Annotated in this window: 13 protein-coding genes; 12 read left to right on the top strand and 1 reads right to left on the bottom strand. The window is 70.7% G+C overall.

Features of this window, described 5'->3' with window-relative positions:
- Positions 1-59 precede the first annotated feature (59 nt).
- Complete coding sequence (gene queG, locus QZ607_RS06050) at positions 60-1,154, bottom strand: tRNA epoxyqueuosine(34) reductase QueG (RefSeq protein ID WP_295881012.1); 1,095 nt, start codon at positions 1,152-1,154, stop codon at positions 60-62.
- A 306-nt stretch (positions 1,155-1,460) separates the two neighbouring features.
- Between queG and QZ607_RS06045 the strand changes: the two genes are divergently transcribed.
- From QZ607_RS06045 to QZ607_RS05990, 12 genes are all read left to right on the top strand, one after another.
- Positions 1,461-2,954: an NAD(P)H-hydrate dehydratase gene (locus QZ607_RS06045; protein ID WP_295880795.1), complete on the top strand. Its 1,494-nt coding sequence runs from the start codon at positions 1,461-1,463 to the stop codon at positions 2,952-2,954.
- A 524-nt stretch (positions 2,955-3,478) separates the two neighbouring features.
- Positions 3,479-4,885: an N-acetylmuramoyl-L-alanine amidase gene (locus QZ607_RS06040; protein ID WP_295880794.1), complete on the top strand. Its 1,407-nt coding sequence runs from the start codon at positions 3,479-3,481 to the stop codon at positions 4,883-4,885.
- Between the two features lie 89 nt (positions 4,886-4,974).
- Entirely contained in the window at positions 4,975-6,864 is a 1,890-nt protein-coding gene (gene mutL, locus QZ607_RS06035; RefSeq protein WP_295880791.1) for a DNA mismatch repair endonuclease MutL, read from the top strand.
- Positions 6,865-6,951: 87 nt separating this feature from the next.
- Positions 6,952-7,887, top strand: a complete 936-nt coding sequence (gene miaA / locus QZ607_RS06030; RefSeq protein WP_295881010.1) for a tRNA (adenosine(37)-N6)-dimethylallyltransferase MiaA — start codon at positions 6,952-6,954, stop codon at positions 7,885-7,887.
- A gap of 206 nt (positions 7,888-8,093) precedes the next feature.
- The gene (gene hfq / locus QZ607_RS06025; protein ID WP_295880788.1) at positions 8,094-8,345 is read left to right on the top strand and encodes an RNA chaperone Hfq; all 252 of its coding nucleotides are present in this window, start codon (positions 8,094-8,096) and stop codon (positions 8,343-8,345) included.
- Positions 8,346-8,357: 12 nt separating this feature from the next.
- A complete protein-coding gene (hflX, locus tag QZ607_RS06020; RefSeq protein ID WP_295880784.1) occupies positions 8,358-9,716 on the top strand; it encodes a ribosome rescue GTPase HflX in 1,359 nt (452 codons plus the stop codon).
- Between the two features lie 306 nt (positions 9,717-10,022).
- Positions 10,023-11,174 carry an FtsH protease activity modulator HflK gene (gene hflK / locus QZ607_RS06015; RefSeq protein WP_295880781.1) on the top strand — a complete coding sequence of 384 codons (1,152 nt, stop codon included), beginning with the start codon at positions 10,023-10,025 and terminating at the stop codon, positions 11,172-11,174.
- Entirely contained in the window at positions 11,174-12,127 is a 954-nt protein-coding gene (hflC, locus tag QZ607_RS06010) for a protease modulator HflC (RefSeq protein ID WP_295880778.1), read from the top strand. The genes hflK and hflC overlap by 1 nt, the downstream gene beginning before the upstream one ends.
- Positions 12,128-12,324: 197 nt before the next feature.
- On the top strand, positions 12,325-12,510 hold the full coding sequence (locus QZ607_RS06005) for a DUF2065 domain-containing protein (RefSeq protein WP_295880775.1): 186 nt from the start codon (positions 12,325-12,327) through the stop codon (positions 12,508-12,510).
- A gap of 74 nt (positions 12,511-12,584) precedes the next feature.
- On the top strand, positions 12,585-13,766 hold the full coding sequence (locus QZ607_RS06000; RefSeq protein WP_295880774.1) for an ATP phosphoribosyltransferase regulatory subunit: 1,182 nt from the start codon (positions 12,585-12,587) through the stop codon (positions 13,764-13,766).
- Between the two features lie 142 nt (positions 13,767-13,908).
- Positions 13,909-15,207 (top strand): adenylosuccinate synthase, encoded by a 1,299-nt coding sequence (locus tag QZ607_RS05995; RefSeq protein WP_295880772.1) that lies wholly within the window; start codon positions 13,909-13,911, stop codon positions 15,205-15,207.
- A 78-nt stretch (positions 15,208-15,285) separates the two neighbouring features.
- Entirely contained in the window at positions 15,286-15,537 is a 252-nt protein-coding gene (locus QZ607_RS05990) for an OadG family protein (RefSeq protein ID WP_295880770.1), read from the top strand.
- Positions 15,538-15,585: the final 48 nt, after the last annotated feature.

Genomic DNA, 15,585 nt, shown 5'->3' with positions numbered 1-15,585 from the left:
GTGCGCAGTGTGCAGTGCGGGTCTGGTGCGCGTCAGCGACGGGCGGACGCGGTGATTCCCTAGAGTGCTCGATCAAGCCCTGTTGCCGGCCGCTGTTGCACTGCGCCCTGCACAGCCAATGCCCACCGCACATGCTCACGCACCAGCTCGCTCGGATGGTCGGCGCGCGCCGACAGCGCCTCGCGCACGGCAGATGACGGCTCGGCATTGCCGAGGGCGACGGCGAGGTTCCTGAGCCAGCGCTCGTGGCCGATGCGCCGGATGGCGCTGCCCTCGGTGCGGCGCAGGAAGCTGTCCTCGTCCCAGCCGAAGAGCTCGATGAGCGTGGCCGTGTCCAGGTCATTGCGCGGCAGGAAGTCGGTTTCTTCGGTGAGCCGGGCAAAGCGGTTCCAGGGGCAGGCGAGCTGGCAGTCGTCGCAGCCGTAGATGCGGTTGCCGATGCGGGCGCGCAGCGGCTCGGGGATGGGGCCCGGATGCTCGATGGTGAGGTAAGAGATGCACAGGCGCGCGTCCAGCACATAAGGCTCGACGATGGCATCCGTGGGGCAGATGTCGATGCAGGCCTTGCAGCGCCCGCAGTGGTCCTGTGCAGGCGGGTCCGTCGGCAGCGGCAGGTCGCAGTAGATCTCGCCGAGAAAGAACCAGGACCCGGCCTGCGGATTGATCACATTGGTGTGCTTGCCGATCCAGCCGAGCCCCGCCTTCTGCGCCAGCGGTTTCTCCATCACCGGCGCCGAGTCCACGAAGACGCGGTAGCCGAAAGCGCCCACCTGTGCCTCGATGCGCTGGGCCAGGCGCTTCAGGCGCTGGCGCAGTACCTTGTGGTAGTCGCGACCGAGGGCGTAACGGGAGACGAAGGCCTGGGCCGGGTCGGTGAGCACGCGCTCGATGTTGACCTGATACTCCGGCAGGTAGTCCATGCGCGCGGAAATGACACGGAGCGTGCCCGGCACCAGCTCCGCCGGACGGCTGCGCCTGGTGCCGTGGCGGGCGAGCCAGTCCATCTCGCCGTGCATGTCCTGTTGCAGCCAGGCGCCCAAACGTGCCTCGGCGACGGCGAGGTCGCAATCGGCGATGCCCACCTGCTGAAAGCCGAGCTCGGCGCCCCAGGCCTTGATGGCCCGGGCCAGGCGCGCGGTTTCAGCCTCTGACAGGGGGAGATCGTGGCGGGGCCCGTCGCGGGGCGCCCGCGCTTCGCAATTGGTGTCCGTCACGTCGCTCTGCCGGGTGGTGAGGGTGAGCCGCTATGCTGGGGCCACAGTGTTGTTCGTGCTCGACGACGATGCAGGGATGCGTCATGGACGGCTCGTGCTGCCTGTCGAAGGGGCGCTGCTGACGGTCTTGCAGGGGTTGCAAAGTCCGCGCTCAGCGATAGGGTAACTGGGTGCGTGCGTCCTTCGCACGACGTTGTCTCCGCCGCCCGACGGCGGCGCTCTACGGCTCGTAATTTGGTAGGCGCTGTGCCGGAAAAACAACCCATCCCTTACGCGCTGTATCGCGCGGACCAGGTCCGCGCGCTGGATCGTTGTGCCATCGAGCAGCACGGCATCCCCGCCTTCAGGCTCATGCAGCGTGCCGGCCGCGCCGCCTTCGGGGTGCTGCGCACCCGTTGGCCGGATGCGCAGCGCATCCTCGTGCTGGCGGGCGCCGGCAACAACGGCGGCGACGGTTATGTCCTCGCCGCCGAGGCCCTCGCCGCAGGTCTGGATGTGCGCCTGCTCACGCTTGGCGATCAGGACAGGCTTTCGGAGGCGAGTGCGGCGGCCGCCGCACGCTTCGTGCAGGAGGGCGGGTCTGCTGCGTCCTACCAGCGCCTGCCTGGGGATGTGGACGTCATCGTCGACGCACTGCTCGGCACGGGTCTCACCCGCGAGGTCTCGGGGCAGTGGGCGGCGGCCATCGACGCCGTCAACGCCGCGCGCGCGCCGGTGCTGGCACTGGACATCGCCTCCGGACTGGATGCCGACACGGGCCGGGTGCTCGGCACCGCGGTGCGTGCCCATGCCACCGTCAGCTTCATCGGCCTCAAGCAGGGGCTCTTCACCGGCCGCGGGCCCGCGTGCTCCGGTGCGGTGTACTTCCACGGCCTCGGCGTGCCGCCGGGCATCTATGCCACCCAGGTCCTCTCCGCCCGCCGGGTGGACTGGCGCAAGGAGCGCGAGCTGCTGCCACCGCGCAGCGCAGACGCCCACAAGGGGAGCGCGGGTCATGTGCTGGTGGTGGGCGGCGCGCCCGGCATGTCCGGTGCGCCGCGGCTCGCGGGTGAGGCGGCGTTGCGGGCCGGTGCCGGGCTGGTGACCATCGCCACGCATCCGGCGCATGCGTCCGTGCTGAACCTGACCCGCCCGGAGCTGATGGTGCAGGCGGTGGCCGCCGCGGATGAGCTGGCCCAGGCTGCGGCCCGGGCGGATGTCATCGCGGTGGGGCCCGGGCTCGGCCGTGACGACTGGGGCCGGACCCTTTTGGACGCGGTGCTGGGGCTCGACCGGCGCCTGGTGGTGGATGCCGATGCTCTGAACCTGCTGGCCCGGGCGCCGCAGCGCCGCGAGCAATGGATTCTGACACCACATCCCGGCGAGGCCGCACGCCTGCTGGAGCAGACCGCGGCGGCGGTGGAGCAGGACCGCTTCACGGCGGCCGCGGCGCTGCAGCGGCGCTTCGGCGGCGCTGTGGTACTGAAGGGTGCCGGCACCCTCGTTCACGGCCCGGGGCAGCGCCCGCCTGCGGTATGCAGCGACGGCAGCCCAGCGATGGCGAGTGCCGGCATGGGCGACGCGCTGACGGGCATCATCGCCGCGCTCTGGGCGCAGGCGCCGGCGCTGGATGCGCAGGAGGCGGCCACCGCCGGCGTCTGCCTGCACGCGGCGGCGGGCGAGCTCGCCGCCGCAGGCACCGACCGCGGACTCCTCGCCGGCGACCTCATCGCCACGCTGCCGCGGCTGTTGGTCGCCTGAGTGCCGGTCGTCGCGCCTGTCGTCGCCCCTGTCCGAGCGTTGGGTCCGGCGTTGGGCCCAGCGTTGGGCCCAGCGTTGGGCTGGGCGCTGGGCTGAGCGCGGCCGCCGATGCCCAGGGGCCGGGCGCGCGCCGCGGGGCTGCGGGGTCGCTGCCGCGTGCACCTGCGACAACTGTCTGATGCACGCAACCGAAGCGCTCAATCCGCGTGAAGAATACGCTGCAACGACCGGTGTGTGCTTGGAATCTGTTCGCGCCGGATGCTATCCTCCAAGCAACGTTTCCCGTCCACCGAAAGACTCGGGGCAGGGGCTCAGACATGGCAAGCGCACTTGAAACCCCCATCCGTACACGCCGTCCCATGGAGACGCACGCGCCCAACGCAGATCCCAGGACCACCCCCAGCAGCGCCCCCAGCAGCGGGTCCAGCACCGGGTCCGGCACGGCCCCCAGCACGCCCCTCAGCGCGGTCTCCAGCAGCGCTGCGACCGGCAGCCGCCGGTGGGCCGGCAGCCGCCTGGTCGTCGTGGCGGCGCTGCTGCTGGTCGCACTGGCGCAGCCCGCAGCCGCGGGCCAGGTGAAGGTACAGGGCGCGCGGATCTGGAATGCACCGGACCACACGCGCATCGTGCTCGACACCGCCGAGCCCGTCAGCCACCGCATCTTTTCCCTGGACGACCCCCACCGGCTGGTGGTGGACATCAGCGACGCGCGCCTGTCCGGCGAGCTGCCGACGGCGGCGGCCGACGACGCCCTGGTGGCGGGGCTGCGCAGCGGCGTGCGCCAGGGCGACGACCTGCGGGTGGTGCTGGACCTGAAGCAGCCCGTGAAGGCCAAGAGCTTCCGGCTGGAGCCCAACGGCACCTACGGGCATCGGCTGGTCATCGATGTCGCGGCCCGCTCGCGGCCGGGGCGTGCCCAGGTGGCGAGCCGGACCGCGCCCTCGGTGGCACCGCAGCACCTCTCGGTGCAGCCCAAGGGGGTGCGCCATCGCGACGTGATCGTGGCCGTTGACGCCGGCCACGGCGGCGAGGACCCGGGCGCCATCGGGCCGGCCGGCACGCGGGAGAAAGACGTGACGCTGGCCATTTCCCGCAAGCTAGCGCACCGTATCGACCGCCAACGGGGCATGCGGGCGGTACTGATCCGCGACGGCGACTATTACATCGCGCTGCGCCAGCGCATTGCCAAGGCCCGCAAGCACCAGGCCGACCTGTTCGTGTCCATCCATGCGGATGCCTTCACAGATCGGCGCGTGCGCGGCTCTTCCGTCTACACCCTCTCCAACGGCGGCGCCACCAGCGAGGCGGCCAAATGGCTTGCGGAGCGGGAGAACCGGGCGGACCTCATCGGCGGCGTCAGCCTGGCGGAGCAGAACGATGTGCTGGCGGGCGTGCTGCTGGACATGACGCAGAATGCGACCCTGGAGCACAGCAGCATTGCCGCCGAGCGGGTGCTGTCCAAGCTGCGCGCGCTGGGCGATGTCCACCAGACGCACATCCAGAAGGCGGGCTTTGCGGTGCTGAAGTCACCGGACATCCCCTCCATGCTGGTGGAGACGGCGTTCATTTCGAATCCCGACGAAGAGAAGCGCCTGCGCAGCAGGAGCTATCAGGACAAGCTCGCCGACTACCTGGTGGAGGGCATCGTCGATTACTTCGAGGACTATCCGCCGCCCGGCACCCGCTTCGCGCGCGACGACATCCCGGGCCGCGACGAGGTGGGCGCACTCCCCGCCGCGGGCGGGGCAACCTTCGCCGAGGTGGCCCGGCGCTACGACCTGGACCTCTCCGGCGTGCGGCTCGCAGAGGCGCCGCGCCTGCCCGGCATCGCCGGGCGGCCGGCTGCGGCGCCGGGGCCTGCGGTGATCTCCCAAGACTCCAAGCCGGTTTCGGCGCAGGGCGGTGCGCAGCCGTCGCCGCCGGACGGCTGACCCCGCTCCACGGCTCCGCGCTGCTCTGCACGTACCGCCCACCGGCCCGCGGCTTGCGGGCAGCGCGGGCATCTGGTTCCATCTGCGCGATGGCAGCCATCCGCCCCCTCCCTGCGCAGCTCGTCAACCAGATCGCCGCCGGCGAGGTCATTGAGCGCCCGGCCTCCGTGGTCAAGGAGCTGGTGGAGAACAGCCTGGACGCCGGCGCCCGCTGCCTCGGCGTCGATCTGGAGCAGGGCGGCATCAAGCTCATCCGCGTCACCGATGACGGCGGCGGGCTCGGCCGGGATGACCTGCCACTGGCCCTGGCCCGCCATGCCACCAGCAAGATCGCGAGCCTCGAAGACCTCGAAGGCGTCGCCACCCTCGGTTTTCGCGGTGAGGCGCTGCCGAGCATCGCCTCCGTCTCGCGCTTTGCCATCACCTCCCGCCGCAACGGCGAGCCCCACGGCTGGCGCCTCGCCTGCGACGGCAGCGACCATATGGACCCGCCGCAGCCGGCGGCCCAGGTCGCCGGCACCAGCGTCGAGGTGCGGGATCTCTTCTACAACGTGCCGGCGCGGCGCAAGTTCCTGCGCACCGAGCGCACGGAGCTCGGTCACATCGATCAGCTGCTGACCCGCTTCGCGCTCGCACAGAGTGATCTGGCGCTGCGCCTCACGCACAACGGCCGCGTGTCCCTGGAGCTGCCCGCGGCGGACGAGCCGCTGGCCGCCGATCGGCTGCGGCGGCTGCTCGGCGAGGATTTTCTGACCCACGCCCTCGCACTGGACGAGTCCGCAGTGGGGCTCAGGCTGCATGGCCTGGTGGCGAGCCCGGCCTTCGCCCGCAGTCAGGGGGACATGCAGTTCTTCTATGTCAACGGCCGGCTGGTGCGGGACAAGCTGGTCACCCACGCCGTGCGCCAGGCCTACCGCGACGTGCTGCACCACAGCCGCCATCCGGCCTTTCTGCTGTTCCTGGAGCTGGCGCCGCGGCAGGTGGACGTGAACGTGCACCCCGCCAAGCACGAGGTCCGCTTCCGCGAGTCCCGCCAGGTGCACGACTTCATTTTCCGCGCGCTGCACCGGCGGCTCGCCGGCGGGCAGCAGGGGACGGGGCAGGACACGCCTGCGGCGACGCCCGACACGCCTGCGGCGCTTAGGGCGGCTGACGCCGACGCGCAGTGCGCCGGCGCGGACGCCCCTGCTGGCCGCGACGCAGCGCCCCGGTCGCTCCCGCTCGGCGTGGCGGAGACCCGCAGCAGTTATGCCGGCGGTTGGGCCGGTGGCTGGGGCGGGAGCGGGCGTGTGTATCCGGCCCAGGCCGCGGCCGGGCTCGTCTTTCAGCAGCCTGCGCCGAGCGCGGAATACCCGGCGCCCACGCAGGCTGCCGCGCCGGAGCAGTCCGCTGAGACACCGCCGCTCGGCTTCGCCATCGGCCAGCTGAACGGCATCTACGTGCTCGCCGAGACCGCGGATGGGCTCATCATCGTGGACATGCATGCGGCGCACGAGCGCATCGGCTATGAGCGCCTGAAGCAGGCGGTGCATGCCCAGGCGCTGGTGCGCCAGCCCTTGCTGATGCCCGTGAGCGTGCATGTGAGCCGTGCCGAGGCGGACCTCGCCGAGGCGCAGGCATCGCTCCTTCAGCGGCTCGGGCTGGTGGTGGGCCGGCTCGGCGAGACGCAGCTGGTGGTGCGGGAGCTGCCGGCCCTGCTCGCGGCGGCGGATGCGGAGCAACTGCTGCGGGATGTGCTCGCGGACCTTGGCACCCATGGCAGCAGTGATCGCATCGAGGCCGCCGTGGACGGTCTGCTCGCCACCATGGCCTGCCATGGCGCCGTGCGCGCCAATCGCCCCCTGACCCTGGCGGAGATGAACGCCCTGCTGCGCGACATGGAGCGCACCGAGCGTGCCGATCAATGCAACCACGGCCGCCCCACCTGGACGCGCCTCACCCAGCGGGAGCTGGACGCGCTCTTCCTGCGCGGGCGCTGAATGTCCGGCGACATCCAGGGTGCCGCCGGGCCGCCGGCACACGGACTCACCGGCAGCCCGGAGAACGGCCCACCGGTGGTGCTGATCATGGGGCCCACCGCAGCCGGCAAGACGGACCTCGCCGTCGCGCTGGTGGATGCGCTGGCGCCGCAGCAGGCATGCGAAATCCTGAGCGTCGACTCGGCGCTGGTTTATCGGGGCATGGACATCGGCACCGCAAAGCCGTCGCCGGCACTGCGGGCGCAGTATCCGCACCGCCTGGTGGACATCTGCGACCCTGCGGAGGCGTATTCCGCTGCGCGCTTCCGGGCGGATGCGCTGGCTGCCATCGCCGAGATCCGCGCCCGGGGCGCGCTGCCCCTGTTGGTGGGGGGCACCATGCTCTATTTCCGGGCGCTGCTGCGGGGCCTCTCGCCGCTGCCGCAGGCGGATGCGGCGCTGCGGGCACGGCTGGAAGCGGAGACCGCGGCGCGCGGCATCGCGGGCATGCACCGCTGGCTCGCGGACGTGGACCCGGTGTCCGCCGCGCGCATCCATCCCAACGACCCGCAGCGGGTGCAGCGTGCGCTGGAAGTGTATCTGGCAAGCGGCCGGCCCATGAGCGCGCTGTGGCAGGCGGCGGGGCAGGGGCTCGGGGTACCGGCCCTCAAGCTCGTGCGCTCGCCCCGCGAGCGCTCAGTGCTGCACCGGCGCATCGAAACGCGCTTCGATGCGATGCTGGCGGCGGGCTTCCTCGACGAGGTTCGGGGGCTGATGCGCCGCGGCGATCTTGCACCGGAGCTGCCGTCCATGCGCGCCGTGGGCTACCGTCAGGCCTGGGCACATCTCGCCGGCGATTGCGATGCCCGGGAGATGCGCCGGCGCGCGCTCGCCGCCACCCGTCAGCTCGCCAAGCGGCAGTACACCTGGCTGCGCAGCGAGCCCGACTGCCAGTGGCTGTGGGACGACGCCGCGCCGCTTGAGCAGGCGCTCGGGCTGGTGCGGCGCGGGCTGGTGCGGCACGGGCTGGGCGCGGCATCCTGAGCGATGCGGCAGCGCGCAAGCCACGGCCCGCAGGCGCGGCGCGCATCGGCGTCAATAGACGGCGGATGCGACCCCGCGGGCGGCGTTTTTCCAGCGCCCCGACCCAGGCGGATATGCTATTTTCCAGTTTTTGATGCGCCCCACAAACGTCCCTCACACCGGCTGCGGAACAACCGACCGGTGCAAGACAATATGGAGACACAACAATGTCCAAGGGCCAAAGCCTGCAAGATCCCTTTCTGAACGCGTTGCGCAAGGAGCGGATCCCGGTCTCGATCTTCCTGGTGAACGGCATCAAGCTCCAGGGCCAAATCGAGTCTTTCGACCAGTTCGTCGTGCTGCTGAAGAACAACGTCAGCCAGATGATCTACAAGCACGCCATCTCCACGGTGGTGCCCGCGCGCAACGTCAAGCTGCCGCCGGCCCAGGATGCCGAGGCCGAGGAGGGCAACAACTGAGCCTGACCCACCATGTTTGAGCGCCCCACCTCCGGTGAGCGGGCGGTGCTGGTGCAGCTCGCCGTCGGCGGCGACCTTGCCGCCGATGCCCGCGAGGAGCTGGAGCAGCTCGCCGTCGCCGCCGGCGCCGTCGTCGTCGGATTCATCGGCGGCAGCCGCGCTGCGCCGGACCCGAAATACTTCATCGGCACCGGCAAGGCCGAAGAGCTGAAGGCGCTGGTGGCCGCCGCAGAGGCGGAGCTGGTCATCGTGGACCATGCGCTGAGCCCGGCGCAGGAGCGCAACCTTGAGCGCCTGCTGGAATGCCGGGTGGTGGACCGCAGCGGCCTGATCCTCGACATCTTCGCCCAGCGCGCCCGCTCCTTCGAGGGCAAGCTCCAGGTGGAGCTGGCGCAGCTGCGCCATCTGTCCACCCGCCTGGTGCGGGGCTGGACCCACCTGGAGCGCCAGAAGGGCGGCATCGGCCTGCGCGGCCCGGGCGAGACCCAGCTGGAGACCGACCGGCGCCTGCTCGGCAAGCGCATCGCGCTGCTGCGCGAGCGCCTGGCCCGCATCGAGGTGCAGCGCAGCCAGGGTCGCCGTGCCCGTGAGCGCCGCGAAGTGCCGGCGGTGGCCCTGGTGGGCTACACCAACGTCGGCAAGTCCACGCTCTTCAACCGGCTCACGGCGGCCGGGGTGCTGCAGGCGGACCAGCTGTTCGCCACCCTCGACCCGACCCTGCGGCGGCTGCCGCTGCCGGGCGGGCAGGAGGCGGTGCTGGCGGACACCGTCGGCTTCATCAGCGAGCTGCCGCATGAGCTGGTGGCGGCCTTCCGGGCGACGCTGGAGGAGACGCGCTCCGCGGACCTGCTGCTGCACGTGGTGGACGCACACCCGCTGGAGCGCGCCCGGCACATCCAGGACGTGGAGACGGTGCTGGCGGAGATCGGCGCCGACGCGGTGCCGCGCATCATGGTCTACAACAAGATCGACGCCTTGGAAGAGACCGGCGTCGATCCGACGCCGCGGGTGGAGCGGGATGCCGACGGCCGGGTTGAACGGGTCTGGCTGTCCGCTGTCTCAGGAGCAGGCGTTGACCTGCTGCTGGACGCCATCGCCGAGCGGCTTGCCACCGCCACGGTCCACCAGCGCCTGCTGCTGGGGCCACAGGACGGCGCGCTGCGGGCCTGGCTGTTCCGCCATACGAGCGTGGAGCAGGACAGCCCCACGGAGCTCGGCGGCTGGGACATGCAGGTGAGCATGCCACAGGCGCGCTGGCAGCGAGTGGAGCAGGGCCAGGATGCGCTGAGTCGCCGCATCTGCGCCATCGCCGCACCCGGTATGCCCCGGGACGTTGCCGCGGCCGACCGGGAGCCGGCGAGCGCGCGCTGACCGGCGTGCAGAGCCGGCCCCGGGAGCGCGCCCGACGACTGCGACCGGCGATGGTCGTCCCCCGGGCGGGCCGGAGCCACCAGCAGTGCGCGCGGGTGGGTTCCGGCGCCACAGGTCTGCCGCCGGCGCGATGCGCCGGCACCTGCCACTCGGCGGTCCGGGGCCGCCGATGCGACCCGGCGCTGTCAGTCAGCGTCTTGATATCATCTGCGCCGGCCGGCACTTGGCCCCGTTCGTGAGTACGGTCGGCGGCGAGCGCAGCGGTCGGCACCCGAAACACCCAAACTGACGATCTGCGGAGACACTATGGCTTGGAACGAGCCCGGAGGCGGCGGCAAAGACCCCTGGGGCAGCGGCCCCAACAATTCCGGACCGCCCGATCTCGACGAGATCGTACGCAAGCTGCAGGAGCGCGTCAGTGGCTTCCTGGGGGGCGGCAAGGGCGGTGGCGGTGGTGGCGGCGGTGCCGACATCAGCAAGCGCACCATCGGCATCATCGCCGCGGTCCTGCTGATCGTCTGGCTGTTCACCGGCATCTACATCGTCGACCCCGCGGAGCGGGGCGTGGTGATGCGCTTCGGTGCCTATGCCAAGACCACCGAGCCCGGCCCGCACTGGCACATTCCGTTTCCCATCGAGTCGGTGCAGCTGGTGAACGTGGACGAGATCTCGTCCTTCAGCCACAAGGCGGCCATGCTGACCAAGGATGAGAACATCGTGGACGTGGAGCTGACGGTGCAGTCGCGCATCCAGGACGCGGCCAACTATCTGTTCCAGGACCAGACGCCCGAGAAGACCCTGCGCGACGCCACCGAAACCGTCGTGCGCAAGACCATCGGCGGCAGCAAGCTCGACTTCATTCTCACCGAGGGCCGCAGCGCCATCGCCGCCATCATCCAGGAGCGCGTGCAGAACCTGATGAATGAATACAAGACCGGGCTCCTGGTGACCTCGGTCAACATGCAGCCGGCGAAGCCGCCGGAGCCGGTGAAGGAGGCCTTCGACGACGCCATCAAGGCGCGCGAGGACAAGGAGCGCCTGGAGAACCAGGCCGAGGCCTATGCCAACGAGATTCTGCCCCAGGCACGCGGCGAGGCCGCCCGCGCCATCGCCGACGCCAAGGCCTATCGCGACCGCGTCATCGCCGAGGCGGAAGGCCAGACCTCGCGCTTCTCCGCGGTGCTCACCGAATACGAAAAGGCCCCGGACGTCACCCGCGAGCGCCTGTACCTGGAGACCATCGAGAACGTGCTCGGCGCCAACAACACGGTGGTGCTGGACGTGCCGGGCGGCGACAGCCTGATGTACCTGCCCCTGGACCAGCTCATGAACAAGTCCCCGCGCAGCCAGGCCAACAGCAACGGCGCGCGCCGCGACCTGTCGCAGCCCACCACCGCAAGCACGCGCGCACCGGACCCGCGCAGCCGCACAACCTCGCGTGATCGGAGGAGTCGCTGATGGATGACATGAAAAAGATCTTTCTGCCGGCTGGCCTGGTGCTGCTGGCACTGCTGATCTACGCCTCCACCTTCATCGTCAAGGAGTACGAGACGGCCATCAAGCTGCGCCTGGGTGAGATCGTCGGCAGCGACTATGAGCCTGGGCTGCACTTCAAGGTGCCCCTGCTCAATAACATCATCACCTTTGACGGTCGCATTCAGACACTCGATTCGCGCCCGGAGCGCTTTCTGACCATCGAGAAGAAGGACGTTATCGTCGACTCCTACACCAAGTGGCGCATCAGCAACGCCGCGCAGTTCTTCCGCTCCACCGGCGGCGACTCGGCGCGCACGGCGCGGCTGCTCTCGGAGCGGATCAACACCAGCCTGCGTGACGAGTTCGGTAAGCGCACCATCCAGGAGGTGGTGTCGGAGGACCGGCTGGAGCTGATGGCCGAGCTCACCAGACAGATCGACACCCAGGCCACGGAGCTCGGGGTCGATGTCGTGGATGTGCGGGTCAAGAAGATCGATCTGCCGCCGGAGGTCAGTGAGTCGGTGTACAACCGCATGCGCGCCGAGCGCGAGCGCGTTGCCCGGGACCTGCGCGCCAAGGGCTCAGAAGCCGCCGAGCGCATCCGTGCCGACGCCGACCGCCAGCGCACCGTCATCCTTGCGGATGCGTATAAAGAGGCCGAGCAGACCCGCGGCCAGGGCGATGCGAAGGCGGCGGAAATCTACGCCACCGCGTACACGGCGGACCCGGAGTTCTACGCCTTCTACCGCAGCCTGAACGCCTACCGCGCGTCCTTCGGCGACGGCGACAGCACGCTGGTGCTCGCGCCGGATTCGGACTTCTTCAAGTTCTTCGGCAACATGCGCGGTGCGGAGCGCAGTGCCGCACCCGCGGCTGAGCCGCCGCAGGCGGCAGCCCCGGCACCGCAGCCGGACTGGAGTTCGCGCCTGCGCTGAGCGCCGTCGCCGCGCCGGGCGAGGGTGCAGCCCCCGCCCGCGCGCCGCAGCTGCGGCGTCCCACTCGCGCCCGCCGCCCGGTGGGCGTTAGACTTTATCCCCGGCATCTGCAATGATTCCCCCGGTGGCAGCCAGGGCTTGCCGCCAGGCGGCACGGCCTGCCGTCACGTCCGCTCGCAGTCTTCTCTCGTGGTTCCATGTGGCATGAGCTTCTGGTGGCCCTGGCACTGCTCTTCGTCATCGAAGGCGTGCTGCCGTTCCTGGCACCGGGCCTGATGCGGCGGGTGCTGCTGGAGGTGGCGCGGCAGGACAACCGCAGCCTGCGCGTGAGCGGGCTCTTCAGCATGCTCGGCGGCGTCGCCCTGCTGTACCTGATCAACTGAGCCGGACGCTTTTCTTCAATCGTCCGGCTCCGAGCCGCCTGTCCTTCCCATCTGTTGCTGCGCTGATCTGCCCCATGAGCCAAGAACGCTGGCGCCTGCCGGACGGTATCGACGAGGTGCTGCCGCCTGAGGCGGCAAGCCTGGAGCGCCTGCGCCGCCTGCTGCTCGACCTGTATGCGAGCTGGGGCTATGAGCTGGTCATCCCGCCCTTCATCGATTACCTGGAGAGCCTGCTCACGGGCACCGGCAGCGACCTCGATCTCAAGACCTTCAAGCTCACGGACCAGGTGAGCGGGCGCCTGCTCGGCGTGCGCGCGGACATGACCCCCCAGGTGGCGCGCATGGACGCCCATCGCCTGCGCCGGGAAGCGCCGACCCGGCTGTGCTACCTGGGCACGGTCCTGCACACCCGCTCCGATGGCTTCGCCGGCACCCGGGCACCGCTGCAGATCGGGGCCGAGATCTTCGGCCACGACGGCGTGGAGAGCGACGTCGAGATCCTGCGCCTGCTGGTGGCCACCCTGGAAGCGGCGGGCATCGACAACGCCTACCTGGACCTGGGTCATGTGGGCATCTACCGGGCGCTTGCGAGCCAGGCCGGGCTGGACCGGGGCCAGGAGATGGCGCTGTTCGATGCCCTGCAGCGCAAGGCCATCCCGGAGATCCACGCGCTCATCGAGCGCGCCGGCGTCACGGCAGCGGTGGGCGACATGCTGCTGGCGCTGCCGGAGCTGAACGGCGACGATGCGCTGGAGCGCGCCGCTGCGGCGCTGGCGCAGGCGGCGGCGCCGGTGCAGGCGGCCCTTGCCCGGCTGCGGGCCGTCGCCGACGAGACCGCGCGCTGGCTGCCCGGGCTTTCGGTGCATTTCGACCTCGCCGAGCTGCGGGGCTACAACTACAAGACGGGCATCGTGTTCGCGGCCTTCGTGCCCGGCTGGGGGCTGGAGATCGGTCGCGGCGGCCGCTACGACGACATCGGCCGCGTGTTCGGGCGCTCGCGGCCGGCGGTGGGCTTCAGCACCGACCTGAAGGGGCTGATCGCCCAGGCGCCGGCGCGTGAGGCGGCCGCAGCGCCGACGGTGCTGGCGCCCTGGAGTGCGGATGCCGCTCTCCAGGCGGAGGTGGGCCGTCTGCGCCGCGCCGGGCGGCGGGTGGTGTATCGGCTGCCCGGGGCCGCGGAGCCCGGCGGCGCCGAGGTCGAGGTGCTGGTGCCGGAGGGGGACGGCTGGACCATCAAGCCCGGCGCCGATGCCTGAGGCCCGCCGTGACCTGGCCCGGGCTGCGAGCGCGGCCGCCGATTGTGCGGGTGTTGGGGCGGCGCCTGCTCCCCCAAGCATGAACATCGTGTTAACTTGTCAGCCGATCACCTGAGCGGCTGCCAGCGGAGACCTAACCGACATGGGCAAGAGCGTTGTTGTCATCGGCACCCAATGGGGCGACGAGGGCAAGGGCAAGATCGTCGACCTGCTCACCGAGCGCGCGGACGCCGTGGTGCGCTTCCAGGGCGGCCACAATGCCGGCCACACGCTGGTCATCGACGGCGAGCAGACCATTTTGCACCTGATCCCGTCCGGCATCCTGCACGACGGCGTCACCTGCCTCATCGGCAACGGCGTCGTGCTCGCGCCGGATGCGCTGCTGGAGGAGACGGCGATGCTGGAGGCGCGCGGCGTGCCGGTGCGCGAGCGTCTCGGCATCAGCCCCGCCTGCGCGCTCATCCTGCCGTACCACAAGGCGCTGGACATCGCCCGCGAGAACGCCCGCGGCGCCAAGGCCATCGGCACCACCGGGCGCGGCATCGGCCCGGCCTACGAGGACAAGATCGCCCGCCGCGGCATCCGCCTTGGCGAGCTGCTGGAGCCGTCGCACTTCGAGGAGCGCCTGCGTGAGGTGCTGGACTATCACAACTTCACGCTCACCCAGTACCTCAAGGCCGAGCCCGTGGATTTCTCCGAAGTGCTGGACACCACGCTGACCTACGGCGAGCAGCTGGCTCCCATGGTGGACGATGTGGTGGGGCGGCTCGCACGGATGCGCCGCGACGGCGCCAATGTGCTGTTCGAAGGCGCCCAGGGTGCGCTGCTCGATATCGACCACGGCACCTACCCTTTCGTCACCTCATCCACCACCACCGCCGGCGGTGCCGCCAGCGGCAGTGGTGTCGGGCCCCGGCACCTCGACTACATCCTCGGCATCGTGAAGGCCTACACCACGCGCGTGGGCGGCGGCCCCTTCCCGACGGAGCTCTTCGACGCCGACGGCGACCGACTCGGCGAGCAGGGGCACGAGTTCGGCGCCACCACCGGGCGCAAGCGCCGCTGCGGCTGGCTGGACATGGTGGCGCTGAAGCGCTCCTTCATCGTCAACAGCGTCTCCGGCCTGTGCATCACCAAGCTCGACGTGCTCGACGGCATGGAGTCCATCCGCATCTGCACCGCCTACGAGCTGGACGGCGAGCTGCTGGATGCCCCGCCCGTGGGCGCCGACGCGCTCGCCCGGTGCAAGCCGCACTTCGTCGAGCTGCCGGGCTGGCAGGCGTCCACGGTGGGCGTGGAATCCCTGGACGGCCTGCCGGCGCCGGCCCGCGCCTATCTGGAGAAGATCGAAGAGCTGGGCGGCGCGCCCATCGACATCGTCTCCACCGGCGCCGACCGGTCGCAGACCATCGTCATGCGCCATCCCTTCGACGCCCGTTGAGCCGCTGCCCGGCAGCGTCCAGGCATCGGCAACCTCCTTGGCATCCGCGCACAGGTCACCCCACAGGTCACCCCAGCCATGAGCGAAACGGCCCTGCTGTTCGAGAGCCTGCGGCTGATGCTCATCGGCATGGGCATCGTTTTCAGCTTCCTGCTGCTGCTGGTCGGCATCCTGCGGGTCATGTCCTGGGCCGCCGCGCGGCTGGCGCCGCTGCCGCAGACCGAGCCCGCAGTGCCTGTGGCCGGTGTCGGTGCGGACACTGAGCTGCCCATTGCGGTCATCGCCGCCGCCGTCGCCCGCTATCGCGCCGGCAGGCGCGCAGCCCCCTAAGTAAAACCAAGCCCGCGCCGAGCCGACCCACGCACCCCGCATCCGCGC

It is taken from the genome of uncultured Thiohalocapsa sp. (genome assembly GCF_913063425.1).
GTDB lineage: Bacteria > Pseudomonadota > Gammaproteobacteria > Chromatiales > Chromatiaceae > Thiohalocapsa.
Note: the sequence above shows the minus strand (reverse complement) of the source record. Positions and strands in the feature narration are given on the sequence as shown.